Raw genomic sequence first — 17573 nt, 5'->3', positions numbered from 1 at the left:
GTTGGTCGGGCTGCTTTATCGATTAACCGCCTCGACTCCTGGAACTGTAGCGCTGCTTTATCGATTCAACAAGCCCGCCCCGCGGATCGCGAGCCGGCTCGACACACCTGTGGCGTGCCTCCCGGTCTGGAGGCACGCCACAGGCTCGCGACGCGGGCGTCAGTTCACGGTGAACACCTGCGCCTGGTTGCCGTTGCAGTCGTACAGCTGCAGGGCGGTGGCGTTCGCGGTGTTGCCCGACGGGTCGTCGAGGCAGCGCCCCGACTGCGGGTTGAGGATCGACCCGTTGGCCTGCGGGATCCACTGCTGCCCGCCGACGCCGTTGCACTGGTAGAGCTCGACGTGGGTGCCGTTCGCGGTGGCGTTGCCGTCCGCGTCGAGGCACCGGCCGAGCGTGCGGATGGTGTGGTCGGCCTGGTCGACCGTCCACTGCTGGTCCTGCGCGGCCGGCTGCGCGGTCTCGATGGTCAGGCAGTCGTAGAGCTGCACCTGCTGACCGTTCTGCTGCAGGTCGTCACCGGCGACGTCGACGCACTTGCCGCCGTTGCCGATGATCGGGACCGCGACGGTGAACTTCTGCGCCGCGTTCCCGTTGCAGTCGTACAGCTGGAGCGCCGTGCCGTTCGCGGTGTTCCCGGACGGGTCGTCGAGGCACCGCCCGGACTGCGGGTTCTTGATCGACCCGTCGCCCTGCACGATCCACTGCTGGCCGCCGACGCCGTTGCAGTCGTACAGCTCCAGGTGCGTCCCGTTCGCGGTCCCGTTGCCGTCTGCGTCGAGACAACGCCCGAGCGTGCCGAGCGTGCCCGTGCCGTACGCCGTCCCGGACCAGTGCTGGTCCGCTGCGAGCGCCGAGCAGTCCCAGAGTTGGACCACGGCGAGGTTGCCACCCGTGTCGTCGCCCGACACGTCGACGCACTTGCCGCCGGGTCCGACGATCTGCGAGCCCGGACCACCGCCCGTGCTGACGCCCTGGTAGTTCTGCGCGACGATGTTCGACTGCACGGCGTTGTCGGCCGCGTCCGTGGAGTAGCCCGTCGTCATCACGCCCTCGAAGAACGACTGGGTGCCGCGGTTCGAGTTGTCGCCGCCCGCGCCGAGGACGATCGAGCCCTCGAGCTTCATCGGCGTGTAGTCACCAGCGGGCTCCGGGCCCTCGTACCAGGTCGTCAGCGAGCCGGTCTGGCTGTTCCCACCCTTCAGGGCGAACTTGTTCGTCCCGTTGTTCTTGAGCTCGGCGGTCACGAACTTGCTGTTGTTGCCGGTGTTCGGCGTGTAGGTCGGTGTCCCGCCCTGGAACACGCCGTTCTCGAGGTCCGCCTGCACCCACGGCCCCTTGCCCGAGCTGCCGGGCGCGTTGAGCGTCGAGAGGTTCAGGGCGTCCATGTGCCCCTGGCCGGTGTCCTTCTCCTGCGTCTCGACGTTCCCGAAGTCGGAGCAGCAGCCGTTGTTGCTGTTCGTGCCGCTCGCGACCTCGTACATCGACTCGGGGCTCGCGCCACGCGCCGTGCCCTTCGCCGCCGTGCTCGGGATCCGGTACGCGACCTGCGGGGGCATGTACAACCCGTAGGCCTCGTGCCCCGCGACGGTGATGGGCAGTGCGGTCGCGTTCGCCGCGTGGTTGGCCGCACCCGCGTCGCCCGCGGGCGCGACCGTCAGGTCGTTGTGGTTCGCGGTCTGGTCGTAGATCTTCGGGATCGTGCACGTCGTCCCGGCGCAGAACGTGTCCTGCGTCGCCGCGTTGACGTACCCACCGGCCGAGAGCAGGCCGATGTTCGTCGTCGCACCGTCCGAGGCGCGCTGCACCTGGTAGAGCGGCCCGTTGTACGACGCGGACAGCGCCCGCGTCGAGCTGTACGCGGCGACGCAGGAGGTCCCCGCGCTGCCGTAGACGTCGCACGGGAGCGACGTGGCGGCTGCGGCGCCACCGGCGCCGGCCGTTGCTGCGAAGAGCGTGCCCGCCACGAGGGCGAGGGCTCCGAGCAGCGCTGTGGGGATCCGCCTGAGACGGGGGATCCGTGATGACCCGATGTGCATGGTGATGCAGTTCCTTCCGAGCGTCGTTGCTGGAGTGGTCGATCGCGGCGTCGGGTGGGATCGCCGCTTAAACGATTAACCAAGCGAAATCATACTCAGGGGAATGATCCGGCGCATCCCCCAGTTCCCCGTCGCCGTCGCGCACAGCTCCGCGAGGCTGCGCAGGAAGCGGAGCACGCGGAGCACGCGGAGCACGCGGAGCACGCGGAGCACGCGGCCGAGCGTGCGACATGTCGTGTGCGACGCTCCGTTCTGACATCCGATCGGGAGTACCGCTGCGGCCCGGTTGGGGATAGGGTCCTCACAGATCCGGAGGTTCTGAGGGCTTTTCGGTTCTGCCGCCGCGTCGGCCCGAGACGTGGCGGCACCGGCCCGCCGACCCACGGCGCGCCACCACCGAAACCGCGGACCCGATCCGCCCGTCCCGAAACGGAACCACCCGTGAAGCGTCTCCCCGTCCTCGCAGCGGTCGCTGCCACCGCCGTCGCCGGCGCCGCCGTGCTCACCGGCACCGCCACCGCCGACGCCGCCACCACCGCCGGCGTCAGCCCCCGCCTGCTCGACGCCTCGACCCAGTCGTCGACCTGGATCACGAGCGCCGACCTCCAGACCTACAGCGGCACCGGCGAGCCGCCGACCGGCACGTGGTACACCGGCACCGCGACGGGGTTCACGACGCCGACGTTCGGCCCGTCCGGCCTGACGTTCTCCGGACCGGGCGTGCTCCTGCACTCGACGGACGGCCACCCGGCGAGCGACCTCACGTCGATCACCAGCTCGACCGACACCGACCTCGGCACCGCCGACCTCGTGAGCAGCGGCGACGCCGACTTCACCCTCGTGGTGGACCTCGACGGCGACGGCGAGATCGCCGACCAGAACTACGCAGCGCTCGTCGCGGTCACGGCGGGTGACGAGGGCATCGACGGCGAGTACACCTCGTTCACCCCGGTCGGGACCATCCCCGCCGGTACCCCGGCCACGCTCGCGCAGTTCCAGGCGCAGTTCGCCGCGACGAGCCCCGACGCCACGATCCGCGAGTACGGCGTCTCCGACGCCACCGGTCCGGCCACCGTCACGGGCATCGCCTTCGACGGGCAGAACGACTACTTCACGCCGCGGCCCTCCGACGCCGGCACGATCACGCCCGCGACCCTGTCGGTGAGCGACTTCGCCACCACCGGCGTCGCGGTCTCCCAGCCGAACGGGTTCCTGCCCGGTGAGCCCGTCGGCGTCGCGCTCGTCGCCGAGGACGGCACGGCCACGGACACCGGTGTCACCCTCACCGCGGGCGCGGACGGCAGCGTCGTCGGCACGGTCACCGACCCCGACGCGACCGCCGGCACCTACGCGCTCACGCTCGTCGGTGAGAACTCGGGCATCTTCGTCGGGTTCGTGCTCGACGTCACGGCAGACCCGGCCGTGACGACGCCGACCACCCCGCCCGCCCCGGTCGCGACGCCGGTCACCACCACGGCGACCTTCACCGGCTGACCCCCTCCGCGCACACGCTGATCCGCCGGACGCCCGTCGTCCGGCGGATCAGCGCTGTCCGGCACCACCTCGTCCCCGGAAGGCCCGCCGTGCTCCGCCGTCTCGCTCCCGTGACCGTCGCCGCGGTCACGGCAACGCTCCTCCTCGCCGGCTGCTCCGGTGCCCACCCGCACCACGCGCGTGCCGGTCACACCCCGACACCGACGCCGACCGTCCACGTCGGCGGCGCGCTCGGTCAGCGTCCGACCGCCTCGCCGAGCCCCAGCGCGGACGCCACGGCACCGAGCACCCCGCCGATCGCGGCCTCGGCGACCATCGCGACGGCGGAGGTCGCCAGCGTCGCCGTCCACGCCGCCGCCGGGGGCGCGGTCACGACGACCCTCCCCAACCCGCAGTCGAACGGCGCCCCGCTCGTGTTCCTCGTCGTCGCGCAGCAGTCCGGGTGGGTCGAGGTCGACGTCCCGACGCGTCCGAACGGCCGCACCGGGTGGGTCCGCGCGAGCGACGTCGCGCTGAGCACCGTCGCCTACCACCTCGTCGCGGTCACCGAGACGAACACCCTCACCGTCTACCGCGCCGGGAGGCCCGTCGCCACCTACCCGGTCGCGTCCGGCACCGGCGGGACCCCCACCCCGCACGGGTCGTTCTACCTGACGGAGCTCCTCAAGCCGACGAACGCCGGGTACGGGCCCTACGCGTACGGGCTCTCCGCGTTCTCCGACGTGCTCACGAGCTTCGGGGGCGGTCCGGGGCAGATCGGCCTGCACGGCACGGACGACGCGTCGAGCATCGGCAAGGACGCCAGCCACGGGTGCATCCGCATGCAGAACGCGGACATCACGGCGCTCACGAAGCTCCTGCCGCTCGGCACCCCGATCACGATCATCTGACCCGCCCCCCACCCCCGGCACCCGGTCCGCTGCCATCCCCACGGCGTATCGAGGGAGCACCGCACCACACCTCCGGGAGGCCGCCATGGAAGACCTGCACACCGTCCGCGCACTCGTCACCGGCGGCACGTCGGGCCTCGGCCGCGCGATGGCCGAGGGACTCGTCGAGGCGGGCGCCCGCGTCGCGGTCACCGGCCGCTCGGAGGCCCGGGTCACCGCCGCCGCGCGTGAGATCGGCGGCGACACGATCGGGATCGCCATGGACAGCCGCGACGACCGGTCCGTGGAGCAGGGCACAGCCACCGCGTGGCAGGCGCTGGACGGCATCGACCTGCTCGTCAACAACGCGGGCATCGGCATGCGCACTGTGAACCCCGCGTTCATGACGACGCCGCAGGACTTCTGGGAGGTCTCCCCCGATGGCTTCCGCGACGTCGTCGACACCAACCTGACGGGTTACTTCCTCGTCGCACGGGCGGTCGTGCCGCGGATGCTCGCGACGGGCACGGGCCGCGTGGTCACGATCAGCATGAACCACGGCACGATGAACCGCCGCGGCTTCGTCCCGTACGGACCCTCCCGCGCGGGCGCCGAGGCCCTCGCCCGGATCATCGCCGCGGACCTCGCCGGCACCCCGGTCCGAGCGAACATCCTCCTCCCGGGCGGTGCGACGGCGACCGGGATGCTCGAGGGCACGTCCCGGCCCGAGGCACTCGCCGTCCTCTCCCCCGACGTCATGCGGGCCCCGATCCGGTGGCTCGCGTCCGACGAGGCCGCCGACGTCCACGACGCACGGATCGTCGCGACCGAGTTCACGGACTGGTTGGCGTCGCGCCGGGCCTCCTGACCGACGGCCGGGAGGCGCGGCACCGGCATGACCCGTCCCTCCCGGCCGGTGGGACCAGCGCGGGTGACCCCCGCCGGCCGCTGCTCCGGGCACGACGAGAGGCCCCGCCGGAGCGGGGCCTCTCGAGGACCGGTGGTGCGGGTGGCGTCAGCCCTTGAGGCCGCTGCCGGTCACACCCTCGACGATCTGCCGCTGGAAGATCAGGTACAGGATGATCAGCGGCAGTGCCGCGAGGATCGCACCCGCCTGGATGTCCGCGTACCGCTGACCGAACGAGCCCTGGACCGTGGCGAGCCCGACGGGGATCGTCATGAGGTTCGGGTTCGACAGCACGAACAGCGGCAGGAGCAGGTTGTTCCAGACACCGACGAAGGTCAGGATGACGACCGCGGCGATGACCGGACGGGACAGCGGCATGATGACCGACCAGTACACCTTCCACAGCCCGGCGCCGTCGATGCGCGCGGCCTCCTCGAGCTCCCGGGGGATGCCGTCGAAGAACTGCTTGAAGATGAACACCGCGATCACCGCGGGGACCTGCGGGAAGATCACCGACCAGTAGGTGTTGAGCAGGCTGACCGCGCCGAGCTCCTGGAAGATCGGGACGATGAGCACCTGCCCCGGGATCATGATGCCGAGGATGATGAGCAGGAACGCGAGGTTCTGACCCGGGAAGTTCAGCCGGGACAGCGCGAACGCCGCCATCGACGCGAACAGCACGGTGAGGATCGCGGTGATCACCGAGGTGATGCCGCTCGCCAGGTACCAGTTCCAGATGTCGCCGGCCTGGAACAGCGACGCGTACGAGTGCAGTGTCGGGTTCCAGTGCGACAGGATCGCGCCGGCGCCGAGTGCCGCGGTGCCGTTGTCGGACAGCGACGTCTTGAGTGCGAACAGGCTCGGGATGAGCCAGATGATCGCGAAGACCGTCAGGACGATGCCGGCGACGATGTTGAACGTCCGGCCGCTGACACCGATGCGCGTCGCGTTCTGCGCCGGTGCTGCCGCGGAGACCGGGGACTTGCTGCGGGTCCTGGTCGGCGCTGTGGTGGTCGTGGCCATCTCAGGCCTCCTTCCGAGCTGCGGAGCGGTCGATCACCTGTCGGATGACCGCGATGGCGACGATGACGATGAACAGCAGGACCGACGCCGCCGACGCCGCACCGATGCGGTTGTCGGTGAAGCCGGTGTTCGTGATGAGCCCGAGGGCCACCTGCGTCGATATGCCCGGCCCGCCGCTCGTCATCAGGTAGACCTGGTCGAAGATCTTCAGGCTGGCGATGATCTGCAGCAGGATCACGAGGGTCGTGGTCCGGCCGAGCAGGGGCAGCGTGATCGATCGGATCTGCTGCCAGTTCGACGCGCCGTCGACGGCGGCCGCCTCGTACAGCTCACGCGGGATCTCCTGGAGGCCCGCCAGGTACAGCACGAAGTTGAAGCCGAGCGTCCACCAGACGGTGGCGAGCGCGATGCCGATCATGGCGGTCTTCGGCGACGCGAGGACACCCGCCCCCGGCGTGATGCCGAGCCAGCTCTCGCCCAGCGCCCAGAGGCCGGTGCCCGGCGTGAAGATGAACACCCAGATCAGCGAGATCGTCGCCGACGGCAGGATGTAGGGCAGGAAGAACGCGAGGCGGAAGAACCACTGGCCCCGACGGATCCGGTTCGTCAGCACCGCGAACACGAACGCGAGGATGACGAGCGGCGGTGTCGTGTAGATCGTGAACTGCAGCGTGTGCCACAGCGCGCTCCAGAAGTCGGCGCGGGTCAGCATCTCGCCGTAGTTCGCGAACCCGGCGAAGCTACCGAGGCCCGCGTGGACGGTCGACGTGTTGAAGAAGCTCGTGATGATCATCCACACGGTCGGTCCGAGCAGGAACGCCAGGTAGAAGAGTCCGAACGGGGCCAGGAACAACCAGGCCTTGCGCCCGTCCTGTCGATCGAGCGCCGCGCGCCGCGGCCGCGACTTCGGGACGTGGGTCGTGAGCGTGGGACGGTTCGCTACGGGTGCGGTGGCGGTCACGTCGTCGTACCTCCGGGGTTCTGGGGTGAGGGGGTCACAGTGGGCTGGGGGTGCTGAGGTAGACGGCAAGCTGCTGCTTGATGGCCGACATGGCGCCCTGCGGCGACGTCGAACCCTGCTGCACGAGCGCGAGCTGGGCGCCCACCGTGGCCTCGAAGGTGGAACCGGACCCGCCGTACCAGGCGGGGTTGTCGTACACGGCGACCTTGGCGGCCGAGGCGTAGTCGGCCTGCGGCTCGAGCTTGTGGTACGCCGCACTCGTCGCGGTCGGCTGGTACGCCGGCACGTGACCGCCCTGCGCCCAGGTCATGCTCTGCTCGAGCATGGTCTTGATGAACCCCATGTGCTGCTTGCGCTGGTCGAGGGTCCGCGCCTTCTTCGGCAGGACGAACGTGTGCGAGTCGGCCTGCGCGGCCGGCTTGTCGAAGATCTGCGGGATCGGCACCATGCCGAACTTCAGGCCCTTGATCGACTGGGCCGTGCTGATCTCCCACTCGCCCTCGAGGTAGAAGCCCGCCTTGCCCGTGAACATCTGCGTCTGCGCGCCGGCGTAGTCGAGGCCCTTGTTGAGCCAGCCGTTCTTCACCCAGGTCTGCATCCGCTCGTTCACCTTGTTGAAGGCGTCCTCGTCGACGGACAGCTTGGCCCCGTTGTCGGAGAGGAAGGGCGTGACGCCGTTGATCTGGTTGTAGAACGTCCAGAACACACGCCAGGGGGTCGCAGTCTCGCTGACGTTCGCGACCGTGATCGCGTTGCCACCCGTGACCTTGCTCACCGCGGCGAGCGCGCTCTCGAACGCGTCGAGACCGTTGAGGTCCTTGAGCTTGCCGTCGCTGCCGATCAGCCCGGCCTTCCGGCACACGTCCTCGTTGTAGAACATGACGATCGGGTGGGTGTCGAGCGGGATGGCGATGTTGTTCCCGTCGGTCTTCTGCGCGGCCCACGACTTGGCGTTGAAGTCGCTCGCCTTGAGTCCGACGAGCGCGAGGTCGTCCTCGGTGATCGGCTCGAGGATCCCACCGTCGTAGAGCGGCTTCGCCCGCGTCAGGTGCGCGACCGCGACGTCCGGCGGCTTGTTCCCGACGGTGGCCAGTGTCAGCTTGGAGTAGTAGGGGTTGCCCCAGGCGAACGTCGTCGCCTGCAGGGATCCCGATCCGCCGTGTCCCTTGCGGTAGCCGGCCTCCATCTGCTGCATGCGGTTGCCGTCACCACCACCGAACAGGTTCCAGAAGATGAGCTGCTCGGGGTTGAGCTGACTGCCCACCAGTCCTGCCGACACGGGGCTGCTGCAGCCCGCGAGTGCGACCGTTCCTGCCGCGGCGATGCCCGCGGTCAGGAATCCCCGCCTCGTGAAGGCTCCCGTTCCCGTTGCCATTTCGACCTCCTCGTCGTTCCGGTGCCCGTGGACGGGTCGCCGGGGTGCTGCGTTGGGTGCTCGTCCGCCAGGGAAGCGGACGTGGGTTCAGTGCGTCACCGGCGCTGCGCCGGATCCTGTCTGGAGGACCGGTGCCGGTCCTCCCGTCCGGTCGCCGGGCGTGGGGTGCGGCCCGCGGAGGACCCTCCCCGCGGCGCGGTGCGCAGCACGGGGGCCCCGGACGCGGAGGCGTCGAGGGTCGTTCGGGTTGCGGTCATGGCATCACTCCATCGGGACGGACCGATCCCACCGACGGCGCGGCGGGTCTGGGGTGACTTTACAACGATGGAATGGAGTTGCAACACCCTCTTGCCACAGCGTGTCGAGAGCGCTCACACGAGCGGCGCGCGTTCCTGTCCGGCATCGGTGCACCGGCTGTGCGTCGGCGATGACCTCGCAGCCCGCTGCCGTTGCACACCCTGCCGCTGTCGAACACCCCGCTGCCGCTCGAACACCCCGCTGCCGCTCGAACACCCCGCTGCCGCTCGAACACCCCGCTGCCGTTCGAACACCCCGCTGCCGCTGTCGCACACCCCGATGCCGTTCGAACACCGTCATCCGGGTGTTCGACGGGAACGCACCGGTTCGTCCCGGTGCCGCTGCGTCAGGACACCGGCGGCGTCCCGCCGTCCTCGCTCCACTCCGGCTTGCCACCGGCCGCGGTCGAGGTCACCTCGGGGCCGACGATGAGGAACCGGACCTCCTCATCGGCCACCGGGCAGTGCTCGACCCCCCGCGGCACGACGAACAGGTCGCCCGGCGCGAGGTCGACGTCGCGGTCCCGCAACTGGATGCGCAGGCGTCCGCTGAGCAGCAGGAACGTCTCGTCCTGGTCGTCGTGCGCGTGCCACCGGGTGGAGCCGATGCCCTTGGCGACCTTGAACAGCTGCCCGTTCGCCTCGGCGAGGACACGCTGCGACCAGAACTCGGTCAACGTCGCCGCTTCGTCCGCCAGCGTCACCTTGTCGTCCACGTGGTCCTCCTCGTCCTCGGGCCGGGCCGTGCGCCCGTCTCCGCCCGTCAGCGTAGGGATCGGCAGCGGCGGTCGAGCGTGGTAGGAATGCCCGATGTCGCAAGGATCGTTGCAAGCCGACGCCGGGACCGTCCCGCGTGGTCGTGGGACACCGCACCGGGTGGTGCTCGTCGTCGACGAGGGCTCGAACCCCTTCGAGATGGCGTGCGCCTGCGAGGTGTTCGGTGCCCGCCGTGCCCAGGACCTCGGCTTCGAGCCATACACCCTGCGGATCGTGGCGCCGGGTCGCCGGACGACCATGCGCGACGGCCTGTTCCGGATCACCGCCGACGACGACCTGTCCGCCCTGGCGACGGCGGACACCGTGATCGTGCCGAACCGTCCCGACGTCGAGACCGCCTCACGCCCGGCGGTCCTCCGCGCGATCCGGGAGGCCCACGACCGCGGCGCCCGCATGGTCGGTCTGTGCACCGGGGCGTACACGCTCGCGGAGGCGGGCCTCCTGTCCGGCAGACCCGCGGCGGTGCACTGGCAGCTCGCCGACGACTTCCGGGCGCGGTTCCCCGACGTCGACCTCCGCCCCGACGTGCTGTTCGTCGACGACGGCGACGTCCTGACGTCCGCCGGCAGCGCGGCGGCGCTCGACCTGGGCCTCCACATCGTGCGGAACGACCACGGCGCCGAGGTGGCGAACCAGGTGAGCCGACGCCTGGTGTTCGCGGCCTTCCGCGACGGCGGTCAGCGGCAGTTCGTCGAGCGGTCGGTGCCGCGCGTCACCCACACACCCCTGTCGGCGACGCTCGACTGGGCCGAGGAGCACCTGGCCGAGCCCCTGACCGTCGCGGACCTCGCCGCCCACGCGCACGTCGGGGTCACCACGCTGCACCGGCGGTTCCGTGCCGAGGTCGGCAGCACGCCGCTCGCCTGGCTGACGGGGCGGCGGGTGCTCCTGGCGGAACGGCTGCTTGAGCGGGACGACCTGCCCCTGGACCTCGTGGCACAGCGGAGCGGACTCGGGACGACCGCGAACCTCCGCGCGCTGATCCGGCGGCACACGGGGTCGACGCCCTCGGTGGTGCGGGCGCGGTTCCGGGCGGCGGTCCCAGCGCGCTGATCGCCGGCCGCGGTCGCCCGCCGCGGTCGCCGCCGTGCGTCGAACACCCCGCTGCCGTTCGAACACCGCGATCGTGGTGTTCGAACGGACGAACGCGGTTCACCGCTCGGTGACACCACCGCGCTCGGCAGCATCCCGCCGTGCGATGACGAGCGCCACCACGAGCGTCCCGACGACGAGCACCGCGGCACCGATCGCGACCGCCGAGCCGACTCCGACGGCCGCACCGAGCACCGCCAGCGTGATGCCGTTGCCCGTGCGCAGGCCACTGCCGAACATGTTGTAGACCCCGACCACGCGGCCGCGCTGGTCGAGCGGCGCCCGGAGCTGCACGACCGCCTGCCCGATCGACATGCCGGCCATGTTCGCGACGCCGCCCACGAGCAGCGCGAGCACCGCGACGACGTAGTTCCCGGTCACCGCGACGGCGATCGTCGTCAACCCGAACAGGACACCGGCCGCGACCGCCGCCCGTGTGTTCGGCTTGATCGCGCCCGTCGCCTCGAGCAGGAACCCGCCGAGCACACCCCCGGCACCGTTGGCGAACAGCAGCAACCCGTACGCGAGCCCGGCGTCCCCGGCCCCCAGGGCGTCGGCGAACGACGGGATCGCGACCTGCAGCGCCCCGCCGATGCACAGCGCGGTCAGGCCGGCGAGCACGATCATCCCGATGAGCACGCGGTCGCCGCCGACGCTCCGGAGCACCTTGCCGGTGTCGAGCAGCGAGACGCGGGCGCGGTGCACGTACCCGCTCCGGGTGTGGCCGGTGTACGGCGTCCGGAGCATGAGGAGCGTCATCGGCACGTAGAACAGCACGTTCGCGAAGATCCCCCACGTCGACCCGAGCCCGAGCAGCAACGCCGAGCCGACGACCGGCCCGAACAGGATCCCGAGGCTCCGGAACGTCGCGTTGAGCCGCACCGCGCTCGTCAGTTCCGCCGGTTCGGCGAAGTCGTGCAGCAGGAGCTGTTCCGCGGGTGCCCACAGTGCGCCGGCCATGCCGTGCAGCACGAGGAGCAGGCAGGCCTCCCAGATGTGCAGGGTCCCGGTCAGGAACAGCACACCCCAGGCCACCGACACGAGCATGAACATGCCCTGTGCGATCTGGATGAGCCGGCGGCAGTCGTACCGCTCGGCCAGCGTGCCGAACCACACCGAGAGCAGCAGGAACGGCAGCCAGTGACTGACGACCTCGAACCCGACGAGCGCCGGCGAGTGAAACCGCTGCCAGAGCACCCAGTAGGTGATGACGTGCTCGATGTTGTCGCCCATCATCGACAGACCCGCGGTGAACAGGTAGGGGCGCGAGTGCCGATCGCGCAGGGCGGCGAAGCGCCGCGGTGCGCTCGCGATGGGGGTGGTCATGCTGCTCCTGCTCTGATCCGGTACCGGCACGGTACTTCATGCCCGGCATGCCGAATCCGGGGCGTCGAGCACGACCGGACGAGCACGACCTCATGAGCACGACCCGCACCTCGACCCCGCGTGGGGCATACCGTGGCGTCGTGGACCTCGAACTCACGGACAGCGTCGCACTCGTCGTCGGCGGACAGGGCTACATCGGCAGCGCCGTGGCCGACCGACTCCGCCGCGAAGGCGCGTCCGTCGTCATCGCGTCGCGGAGCGCCGACCCCGGACCCGACACCGTCCGGCTCGACACCGGCGATGCCGGCTCCGTCGAGCGCGCCGTGGCCGAGGTCGTCGACCGCCACGGCCACATCGACGTCCTCGTCGTCACGGCGGCCCCCGCTGCCGGCACGCTCGACCCTGCACGCGCGTCGGACCCGGAGCAGGTGCTGCACGCCATCGACGGCAAGGCCCTGGGCTTCCTCCGGGTCGCGAACGCGGTCCTCCCCGGCATGCGCGCCGCCGGACACGGACGCGTCGTCGTGCTCAGCGGCCAGAACGCCTACCTCACGGGCAACGTCACGACCTCGGTGCGGAACGCGGCGACGAACGTCATCGCGAAGAACCTGGCCGACGAGCTCGCCGGTTCCGGGGTGACGCTCAACGTCGTCAACCCCGGCACCGTGACCGACACGCCCGCGGCCCAGGTCGCCCCGGGCCGCGGCGGCGAGTCGAGCCCGGAGCAGATCGCCGACCTCGTCGCGTTCCTGTCGTCCCCGCGCTCGGTCGTCTCGGGCGAGTCCATCTCGATCGCGCACCGGGTGCTCGGGTCCGTCGTGCTCTGACGCGCCCGTTCCCCGTCGGTCCCGCGGATCAGACGGCGGCGTCGACGACCGGTGCCGTGCCTCCCGGCTGGACCAACGCGGGTCCGCGATCCGCCCGCAGCTCCCCGTACCTGGGCTCCCGCGTCGACGGGTCGACCGTGGCGCGCAGCACGGCCGTCACCGCCGAGCCGTCCGCGTGCTCGAGGTCGAACCGGAACAGGGCAGCACCGTCGGGCGCACGAGTGGCGGTGACGACGGATGTCGCCCGGAGCGACGCCCGTTCTGACCGCAGGGTCTGGAGGCACCGCTCGCGGAGTGCGTCGGCGTCACCCGGCCCGTCGGCGGCGTCGGTGGTGGGGTCCACGAACCGCAGGGCGCGGTCGGACAGGCCGTCCGGAGGGCTCCAGCATCCCCGGGAACGACGAAGGCCCCGGGTGTTCCCGGGGCCTTCATGCCTGGTGCGCGAGGGGGGACTTGAACCCCCACGCCCTCACGGGCACACGGACCTGAACCGTGCGCGTCTACCAATTCCGCCACTCGCGCCAGCCGGACGACTCTAGCACGCACAGGAAGGAACCCACGCCAACCACTACCATGCATGAGTCGGCGACCGCGATCACGGGAGACCCATGGGCCTACTGGACAGTTTCGAGCGAGGGCTCGAGCGCGCGGTCAACGGCGCGTTCGCGAAGACCTTCCGCTCGGGCGTGCAGCCGGTCGAGATCTCGGCGGCGCTCCGACGCGAGCTCGACACCAAGGCGGCGGTGGTCACGCGCGAGCGCATCCTCGTGCCGAACGAGTTCACGGTCCGGCTCGCGCCGCCGGACTACTCGCGCATGAACGACATCGGCCGGCCGCTCATCGACGAGCTCACCGGCCTCGTCCAGCAGCACGCGGTCGCACAGAACTACTCGTTCTCCGGTCCGGTCCAGATCACGCTGCGGCAGGACGGCACGCTCTCGACCGGGATCCTGCAGGTCGACTCCACGACGGTCCGTCGTGACGTCACGTGGGCCGGCGTGCTCGACATCGGATCGCAGCGCCATCACCTCAAGGTCGGCCGCACCGTCATCGGTCGCGGTTCGGACGCCGACATCACGGTCGCCGACACCGGCACGAGCCGTCGGCACGTCGAGGTCGTGTGGGACGGCAAGCACGCGCAGGCGACGGACCTCGGCTCGACGAACGGATCCAAGCTGAACGGAGAGCGCTTCGAGCGTGCGATCGTCGAGCCGGACTCCACCATCGAGATCGGACGGACCCGTATGGTGTTCCGGGTGGTCCCGGAAGCCGACGGAGGAGCGTGATGACGAGCAGCCTGACACTCCTCGTGCTGCGCTTCGCGTTCCTCGCGGTGCTGTGGCTGTTCGTGTTCGCGATCGTGTTCGCCCTCCGGAGCGACCTGTTCGGGCAACGCACCCGGTCCATCCCGACCGACGCCAAGAACCAGCAGCAGGGTCCGAGCACGCCGCCACTGCCGACCAACGCCACGGCTGGCCGCGCGGATCCGGGCGCGTTCACCGAGGCCATCCGGCCTGGAGGCCCACCCGCGTCCGCCACGCAGGTCGCCACCCGACTCGTCATCACCGACGGCGCGCGCGAGGGCATGGAGATGCCCCTCGGGCGCGGTCCGATCACGATCGGTCGAGCGAGCGACAGCAACGTCGTCATCCGCGACGACTACACGTCCACCAACCACGCCCGCCTCGACCTCCGCCCCGAGGGGTGGTTCATCACCGACCTCGACTCCACGAACGGCACCTTCCTCGACGGCCAGCGCGTCTCCGCGCCGATGCCGGTCCGGGAGCGCACCCCGATCACCATCGGGACGACGACGTTCGAGCTGCGGCGGTAGCGCCGGATGGCAGCCCGTACCCTCAGTGCCGCCGTGTCCCACGTGGGCCGGATCCGCGCGAACAACCAGGACTCCGGCTACTCGGGGGCGTACCTGTTCGCGGTCGCCGACGGCATGGGCGGGCACGCGGGGGGTGACGTCGCCTCCGCGATCGCGATCCGCCGCATCCGTGAGGTCGACCGCGAGTTCCCGTCGGCCCACGACGCGGAGTTCGCGCTGCAGGCCGCGCTCATCGCGGCGAACCAGCTCATCACCGAGACGGTGTTCGAGCACCAGGAGCTCACGGGCATGGGCACGACCGTGTCCGCGATGATCCGCGTGGGCGACCAGATCGCGATCGCGCACATCGGCGACTCCCGCATCTACCGCTTCCGGGACGGCGAGCTCAAGCAGATCACCGCCGACCACACCTTCGTGCAGCGGTTGGTCGACAGCGGGCGCATCACGCCGGAGGAAGCCGCGGTCCACCCGCGGCGGTCCGTCCTCATGCGGGTGCTCGGCGACGTCGACGCGGCGCCCGAGGTCGACACCGCGGTCATGGACATCCAGCCCGGTGACCGGTGGCTGCTCTGCTCCGACGGCCTGTCGAGCTACCTCGCCGAGGAACGCATCCGCCACGCGCTCGCGTCCGAGATGGACGCCAACCAGGTGACGCAGCGCCTCGTCAAGGAGACCCTCGACCACGGCGCACCGGACAACGTCACCGTCGTGGTGATGGACGTGACCGAGGACGTCCCGGACGACGTCGACGACGCCGCGACGACCGTCGGGTCCGCCGCGGCGCCGCTGACGTTCGAGGCGTCGACGGGCCGCAAGCCGATCCGGCTGCCGACGATCCTGCTCCACCCCCTCAAGGTCACGACGGCGCCCGAGGACTCACACTTCGAGCCCGAGTCCGACCAGTACTTCGCCGAGCTCATCGCGGAGGACCGCCGCCGGCGCCTGCGTCGTCGCATCTCGTGGACGATCGCGTTGGTCGCTGCGGTCGTCGTGCTCGTCGGCGTCGTGTTCCTCGGCTACCGGTGGACCCAACAGCACTACTACGTGGGCGCCGACGGCAGCAACGTGGCCATCTTCAAGGGCGTGCAGCAGGGCATCGGTCCGGTGCACCTGTCGAGTGTGTACGAGGACTCGGACCTCCGGGTCGGCGACCTGCCCGCGTACACGCGTGAGAACGTCCGCCAGACCATCAACGCGTCGTCCCTGTCGGACGCGCGGGCCATCATCCGCCGTCTGGAGGCCGCGGCCGAGTCCGACGCGGACGGTGACGGCACCGGGACGCCGACGTCCACACCCACGCCGACGCCGACGCCGACGGGAGGCGCGCATGGCTGACATCGCCGCCCGCCAGTCCCTGACGCAGACCATCACCATCAAGCTGCGCGAACCGGCGCGCGCCCGCAACCTGGAGCTCGGCCTCCTCGTCATCGCCTGCGGTATCTGCGCCGGCGCGATGCTGCTCGTCCAGCTCGGCGTGCACAACCGGATCGACGTGCCGATCCTGATCGAGGGCGCGGCCATCCTCGTGCTGGCCCTCGTGATGCACGTGGTCCTCCGCATCGTCGCGAAGAACGCGGACCCGTTCATCCTGCCGATCGCCCTCGTGCTCAACGGCATCGGGATCGCCGAGATCTACCGGATCGACCTGCACACACCGAGCGCCACCGGATGGGGCAGCGCCGGGGTCCGGCAGATCGCCTGGACCTGCATGGCCATGGTGATGGCGATCCTGGTGCTCCTGCTCGTCCGGAACCACCGCTTCCTCCAGCGCTACCGCTACATCTTCATGCTCGTCAGCATCGTGCTGTTGTTGCTGCCGATGCTCCCCGGCATCGGACGCACCATCTACGGCGCGCGCGTCTGGATCGGCATCGGACCGTTCTCGTTCCAGCCGGGCGAGCTCGCCAAGATCTCGCTCGCGCTGTTCTTCGCCGGGTACCTCGTGACGGCGCGCGACAGCCTGTCGATCGTGGGCCGCCGGATCCTCGGCGTGCAGCTGCCGCGGGCCCGCGACCTCGGGCCGATCCTCATCGTGTGGGGCGCGGCGATGAGCGTCCTCGTGTTCCAGCGCGACCTCGGGACCTCGCTGCTCTACTTCGGCCTGTTCCTCGTGATGATCTACGTGGCCACGGGCCGCGCGAGTTGGGTGATCATCGGCTTGATCCTGTTCGTGGGAGGCGCGCTCATCGCCGCGCAGACCCTCACCTACGTGCACGGCCGGTTCCAGGCCTGGCTCGAGCCGTTCGACAACACCATCTACAACCGGCAGTTCTCCGGGAGCTACCAGCTCGTGACGGGTCTGTTCGGGTTCGCCAACGGCGGCATCACCGGCACGGGCCTCGGCCAGGGACGCCCGTACCTGACCCCGCTCGCCCAGAGCGACTACATCTTCTCGGCCATCGGCGAGGAACTCGGGCTCGTCGGCGTCTTCGCGATCCTCGGACTGTTCCTCCTGCTCGTCTCGCGCGGGTTCCGCGTGGCGTACGCCGGCCAGGACGACTTCGGCCGACTCCTCGGGGTCGGGCTCGGCTTCGTCATCGCGCTGCAGACCTTCATCGTGATCGGCGGTGTCACGCGCGTCATCCCCGTGACGGGTCTGACCACGCCGTTCATGGCCGCGGGTGGCTCCTCACTCGTGGCGAACTGGATCATCGCGGCGATGCTCCTGCGCCTCACCGACTCCGTCCCGGCGGAGCAGCGGGTGCAGCAGGGCGTCGCCACGGCCGCCATCGACACGAGGACAGGACGGTGACCC

The 17573-nt window shown here is 70.5% G+C and carries 16 protein-coding genes and 1 tRNA gene; 9 read left to right on the top strand and 8 right to left on the bottom strand.

All coding sequences use genetic code 11. The features are described from left to right. Positions 1-159 precede the first annotated feature (159 nt). Positions 160-2037 carry an arabinofuranosidase catalytic domain-containing protein gene (locus DEI93_RS00185; protein WP_111011946.1) on the bottom strand — a complete coding sequence of 626 codons (1878 nt, stop codon included), beginning with the start codon at positions 2035-2037 and terminating at the stop codon, positions 160-162. Positions 2038-2478: 441 nt separating this feature from the next. Between DEI93_RS00185 and DEI93_RS00180 the strand changes: the two genes are divergently transcribed. The 3 genes from DEI93_RS00180 (at position 2479) to DEI93_RS00170 (ending at position 5268) form a co-directional block, all read left to right on the top strand. Further along, positions 2479-3531: a hypothetical protein gene (locus tag DEI93_RS00180; protein WP_111119592.1), complete on the top strand. Its 1053-nt coding sequence runs from the start codon at positions 2479-2481 to the stop codon at positions 3529-3531. Between the two features lie 89 nt (positions 3532-3620). Beyond that, positions 3621-4421: a L,D-transpeptidase gene (locus DEI93_RS00175; RefSeq protein WP_258371927.1), complete on the top strand. Its 801-nt coding sequence runs from the start codon at positions 3621-3623 to the stop codon at positions 4419-4421. Between the two features lie 85 nt (positions 4422-4506). After that, complete coding sequence (locus tag DEI93_RS00170; protein ID WP_111035744.1) at positions 4507-5268, top strand: SDR family NAD(P)-dependent oxidoreductase; 762 nt, start codon at positions 4507-4509, stop codon at positions 5266-5268. A gap of 147 nt (positions 5269-5415) precedes the next feature. Here DEI93_RS00170 and DEI93_RS00165 read toward each other — a convergent pair whose 3' ends face one another. From DEI93_RS00165 to DEI93_RS00150, 4 genes are all read right to left on the bottom strand, one after another. Next, positions 5416-6330 carry a carbohydrate ABC transporter permease gene (locus DEI93_RS00165; protein WP_111010374.1) on the bottom strand — a complete coding sequence of 305 codons (915 nt, stop codon included), beginning with the start codon at positions 6328-6330 and terminating at the stop codon, positions 5416-5418. Position 6331: 1 nt separating this feature from the next. Further along, a complete protein-coding gene (locus DEI93_RS00160; RefSeq protein ID WP_111119593.1) occupies positions 6332-7291 on the bottom strand; it encodes a carbohydrate ABC transporter permease in 960 nt (319 codons plus the stop codon). Positions 7292-7325: 34 nt separating this feature from the next. After that, positions 7326-8666 carry an extracellular solute-binding protein gene (locus tag DEI93_RS00155; protein WP_111119594.1) on the bottom strand — a complete coding sequence of 447 codons (1341 nt, stop codon included), beginning with the start codon at positions 8664-8666 and terminating at the stop codon, positions 7326-7328. A gap of 643 nt (positions 8667-9309) precedes the next feature. After that, positions 9310-9678, bottom strand: a complete 369-nt coding sequence (locus DEI93_RS00150) for a cupin domain-containing protein (protein ID WP_111010377.1) — start codon at positions 9676-9678, stop codon at positions 9310-9312. Positions 9679-9772: 94 nt separating this feature from the next. Between DEI93_RS00150 and DEI93_RS00145 the strand changes: the two genes are divergently transcribed. Beyond that, entirely contained in the window at positions 9773-10792 is a 1020-nt protein-coding gene (locus DEI93_RS00145) for a GlxA family transcriptional regulator (RefSeq protein ID WP_111119595.1), read from the top strand. Between the two features lie 99 nt (positions 10793-10891). Here DEI93_RS00145 and DEI93_RS00140 read toward each other — a convergent pair whose 3' ends face one another. Next, positions 10892-12157: an MFS transporter gene (locus tag DEI93_RS00140; RefSeq protein WP_111035746.1), complete on the bottom strand. Its 1266-nt coding sequence runs from the start codon at positions 12155-12157 to the stop codon at positions 10892-10894. A gap of 140 nt (positions 12158-12297) precedes the next feature. Here DEI93_RS00140 and DEI93_RS00135 point away from each other — a divergent pair, with 140 nt between their 5' ends. Further along, complete coding sequence (locus tag DEI93_RS00135) at positions 12298-12984, top strand: SDR family NAD(P)-dependent oxidoreductase (RefSeq protein ID WP_111049424.1); 687 nt, start codon at positions 12298-12300, stop codon at positions 12982-12984. 28 nt (positions 12985-13012) lie between these two features. Here the strand turns inward: DEI93_RS00135 and DEI93_RS00130 are convergent, their stop codons facing one another. Both DEI93_RS00130 and DEI93_RS00125 read right to left on the bottom strand, forming a co-directional pair. Next, positions 13013-13327, bottom strand: a complete 315-nt coding sequence (locus DEI93_RS00130) for a hypothetical protein (RefSeq protein ID WP_111119596.1) — start codon at positions 13325-13327, stop codon at positions 13013-13015. Positions 13328-13419: 92 nt separating this feature from the next. After that, positions 13420-13506, bottom strand: a tRNA-Leu gene (locus DEI93_RS00125). Positions 13507-13592: 86 nt separating this feature from the next. On the opposite strand from DEI93_RS00125, the gene DEI93_RS00120 reads away from it, so the two are divergent. Genes DEI93_RS00120 through DEI93_RS00105 form a run of 4 tightly spaced genes read left to right on the top strand, consistent with a single transcriptional unit; the run spans position 13593 to position 17570 of the window. Continuing rightward, positions 13593-14270, top strand: coding sequence for an FHA domain-containing protein (locus DEI93_RS00120; protein WP_111010799.1), 678 nt, complete (start codon positions 13593-13595; stop codon positions 14268-14270). Next, the gene (locus DEI93_RS00115) at positions 14270-14818 is read left to right on the top strand and encodes an FHA domain-containing protein FhaB/FipA (protein ID WP_111010798.1); all 549 of its coding nucleotides are present in this window, start codon (positions 14270-14272) and stop codon (positions 14816-14818) included. Before DEI93_RS00120 ends, DEI93_RS00115 begins: the two co-directional genes overlap by 1 nt. A 6-nt stretch (positions 14819-14824) precedes the next feature. Next, entirely contained in the window at positions 14825-16153 is a 1329-nt protein-coding gene (locus DEI93_RS00110; RefSeq protein ID WP_111119597.1) for a Stp1/IreP family PP2C-type Ser/Thr phosphatase, read from the top strand. Beyond that, positions 16146-17570: an FtsW/RodA/SpoVE family cell cycle protein gene (locus DEI93_RS00105; RefSeq protein ID WP_111010796.1), complete on the top strand. Its 1425-nt coding sequence runs from the start codon at positions 16146-16148 to the stop codon at positions 17568-17570. The genes DEI93_RS00110 and DEI93_RS00105 overlap by 8 nt, the downstream gene beginning before the upstream one ends. Positions 17571-17573 lie beyond the last annotated feature (3 nt).

Origin of the sequence: Curtobacterium sp. MCBD17_035 (genome assembly GCF_003234815.2) — a bacterium.
Lineage (GTDB): Bacteria > Actinomycetota > Actinomycetes > Actinomycetales > Microbacteriaceae > Curtobacterium.
The sequence above is the reverse complement of the archived record's forward strand: the minus strand, read 5'-3'. Positions and strand labels throughout refer to the sequence as shown.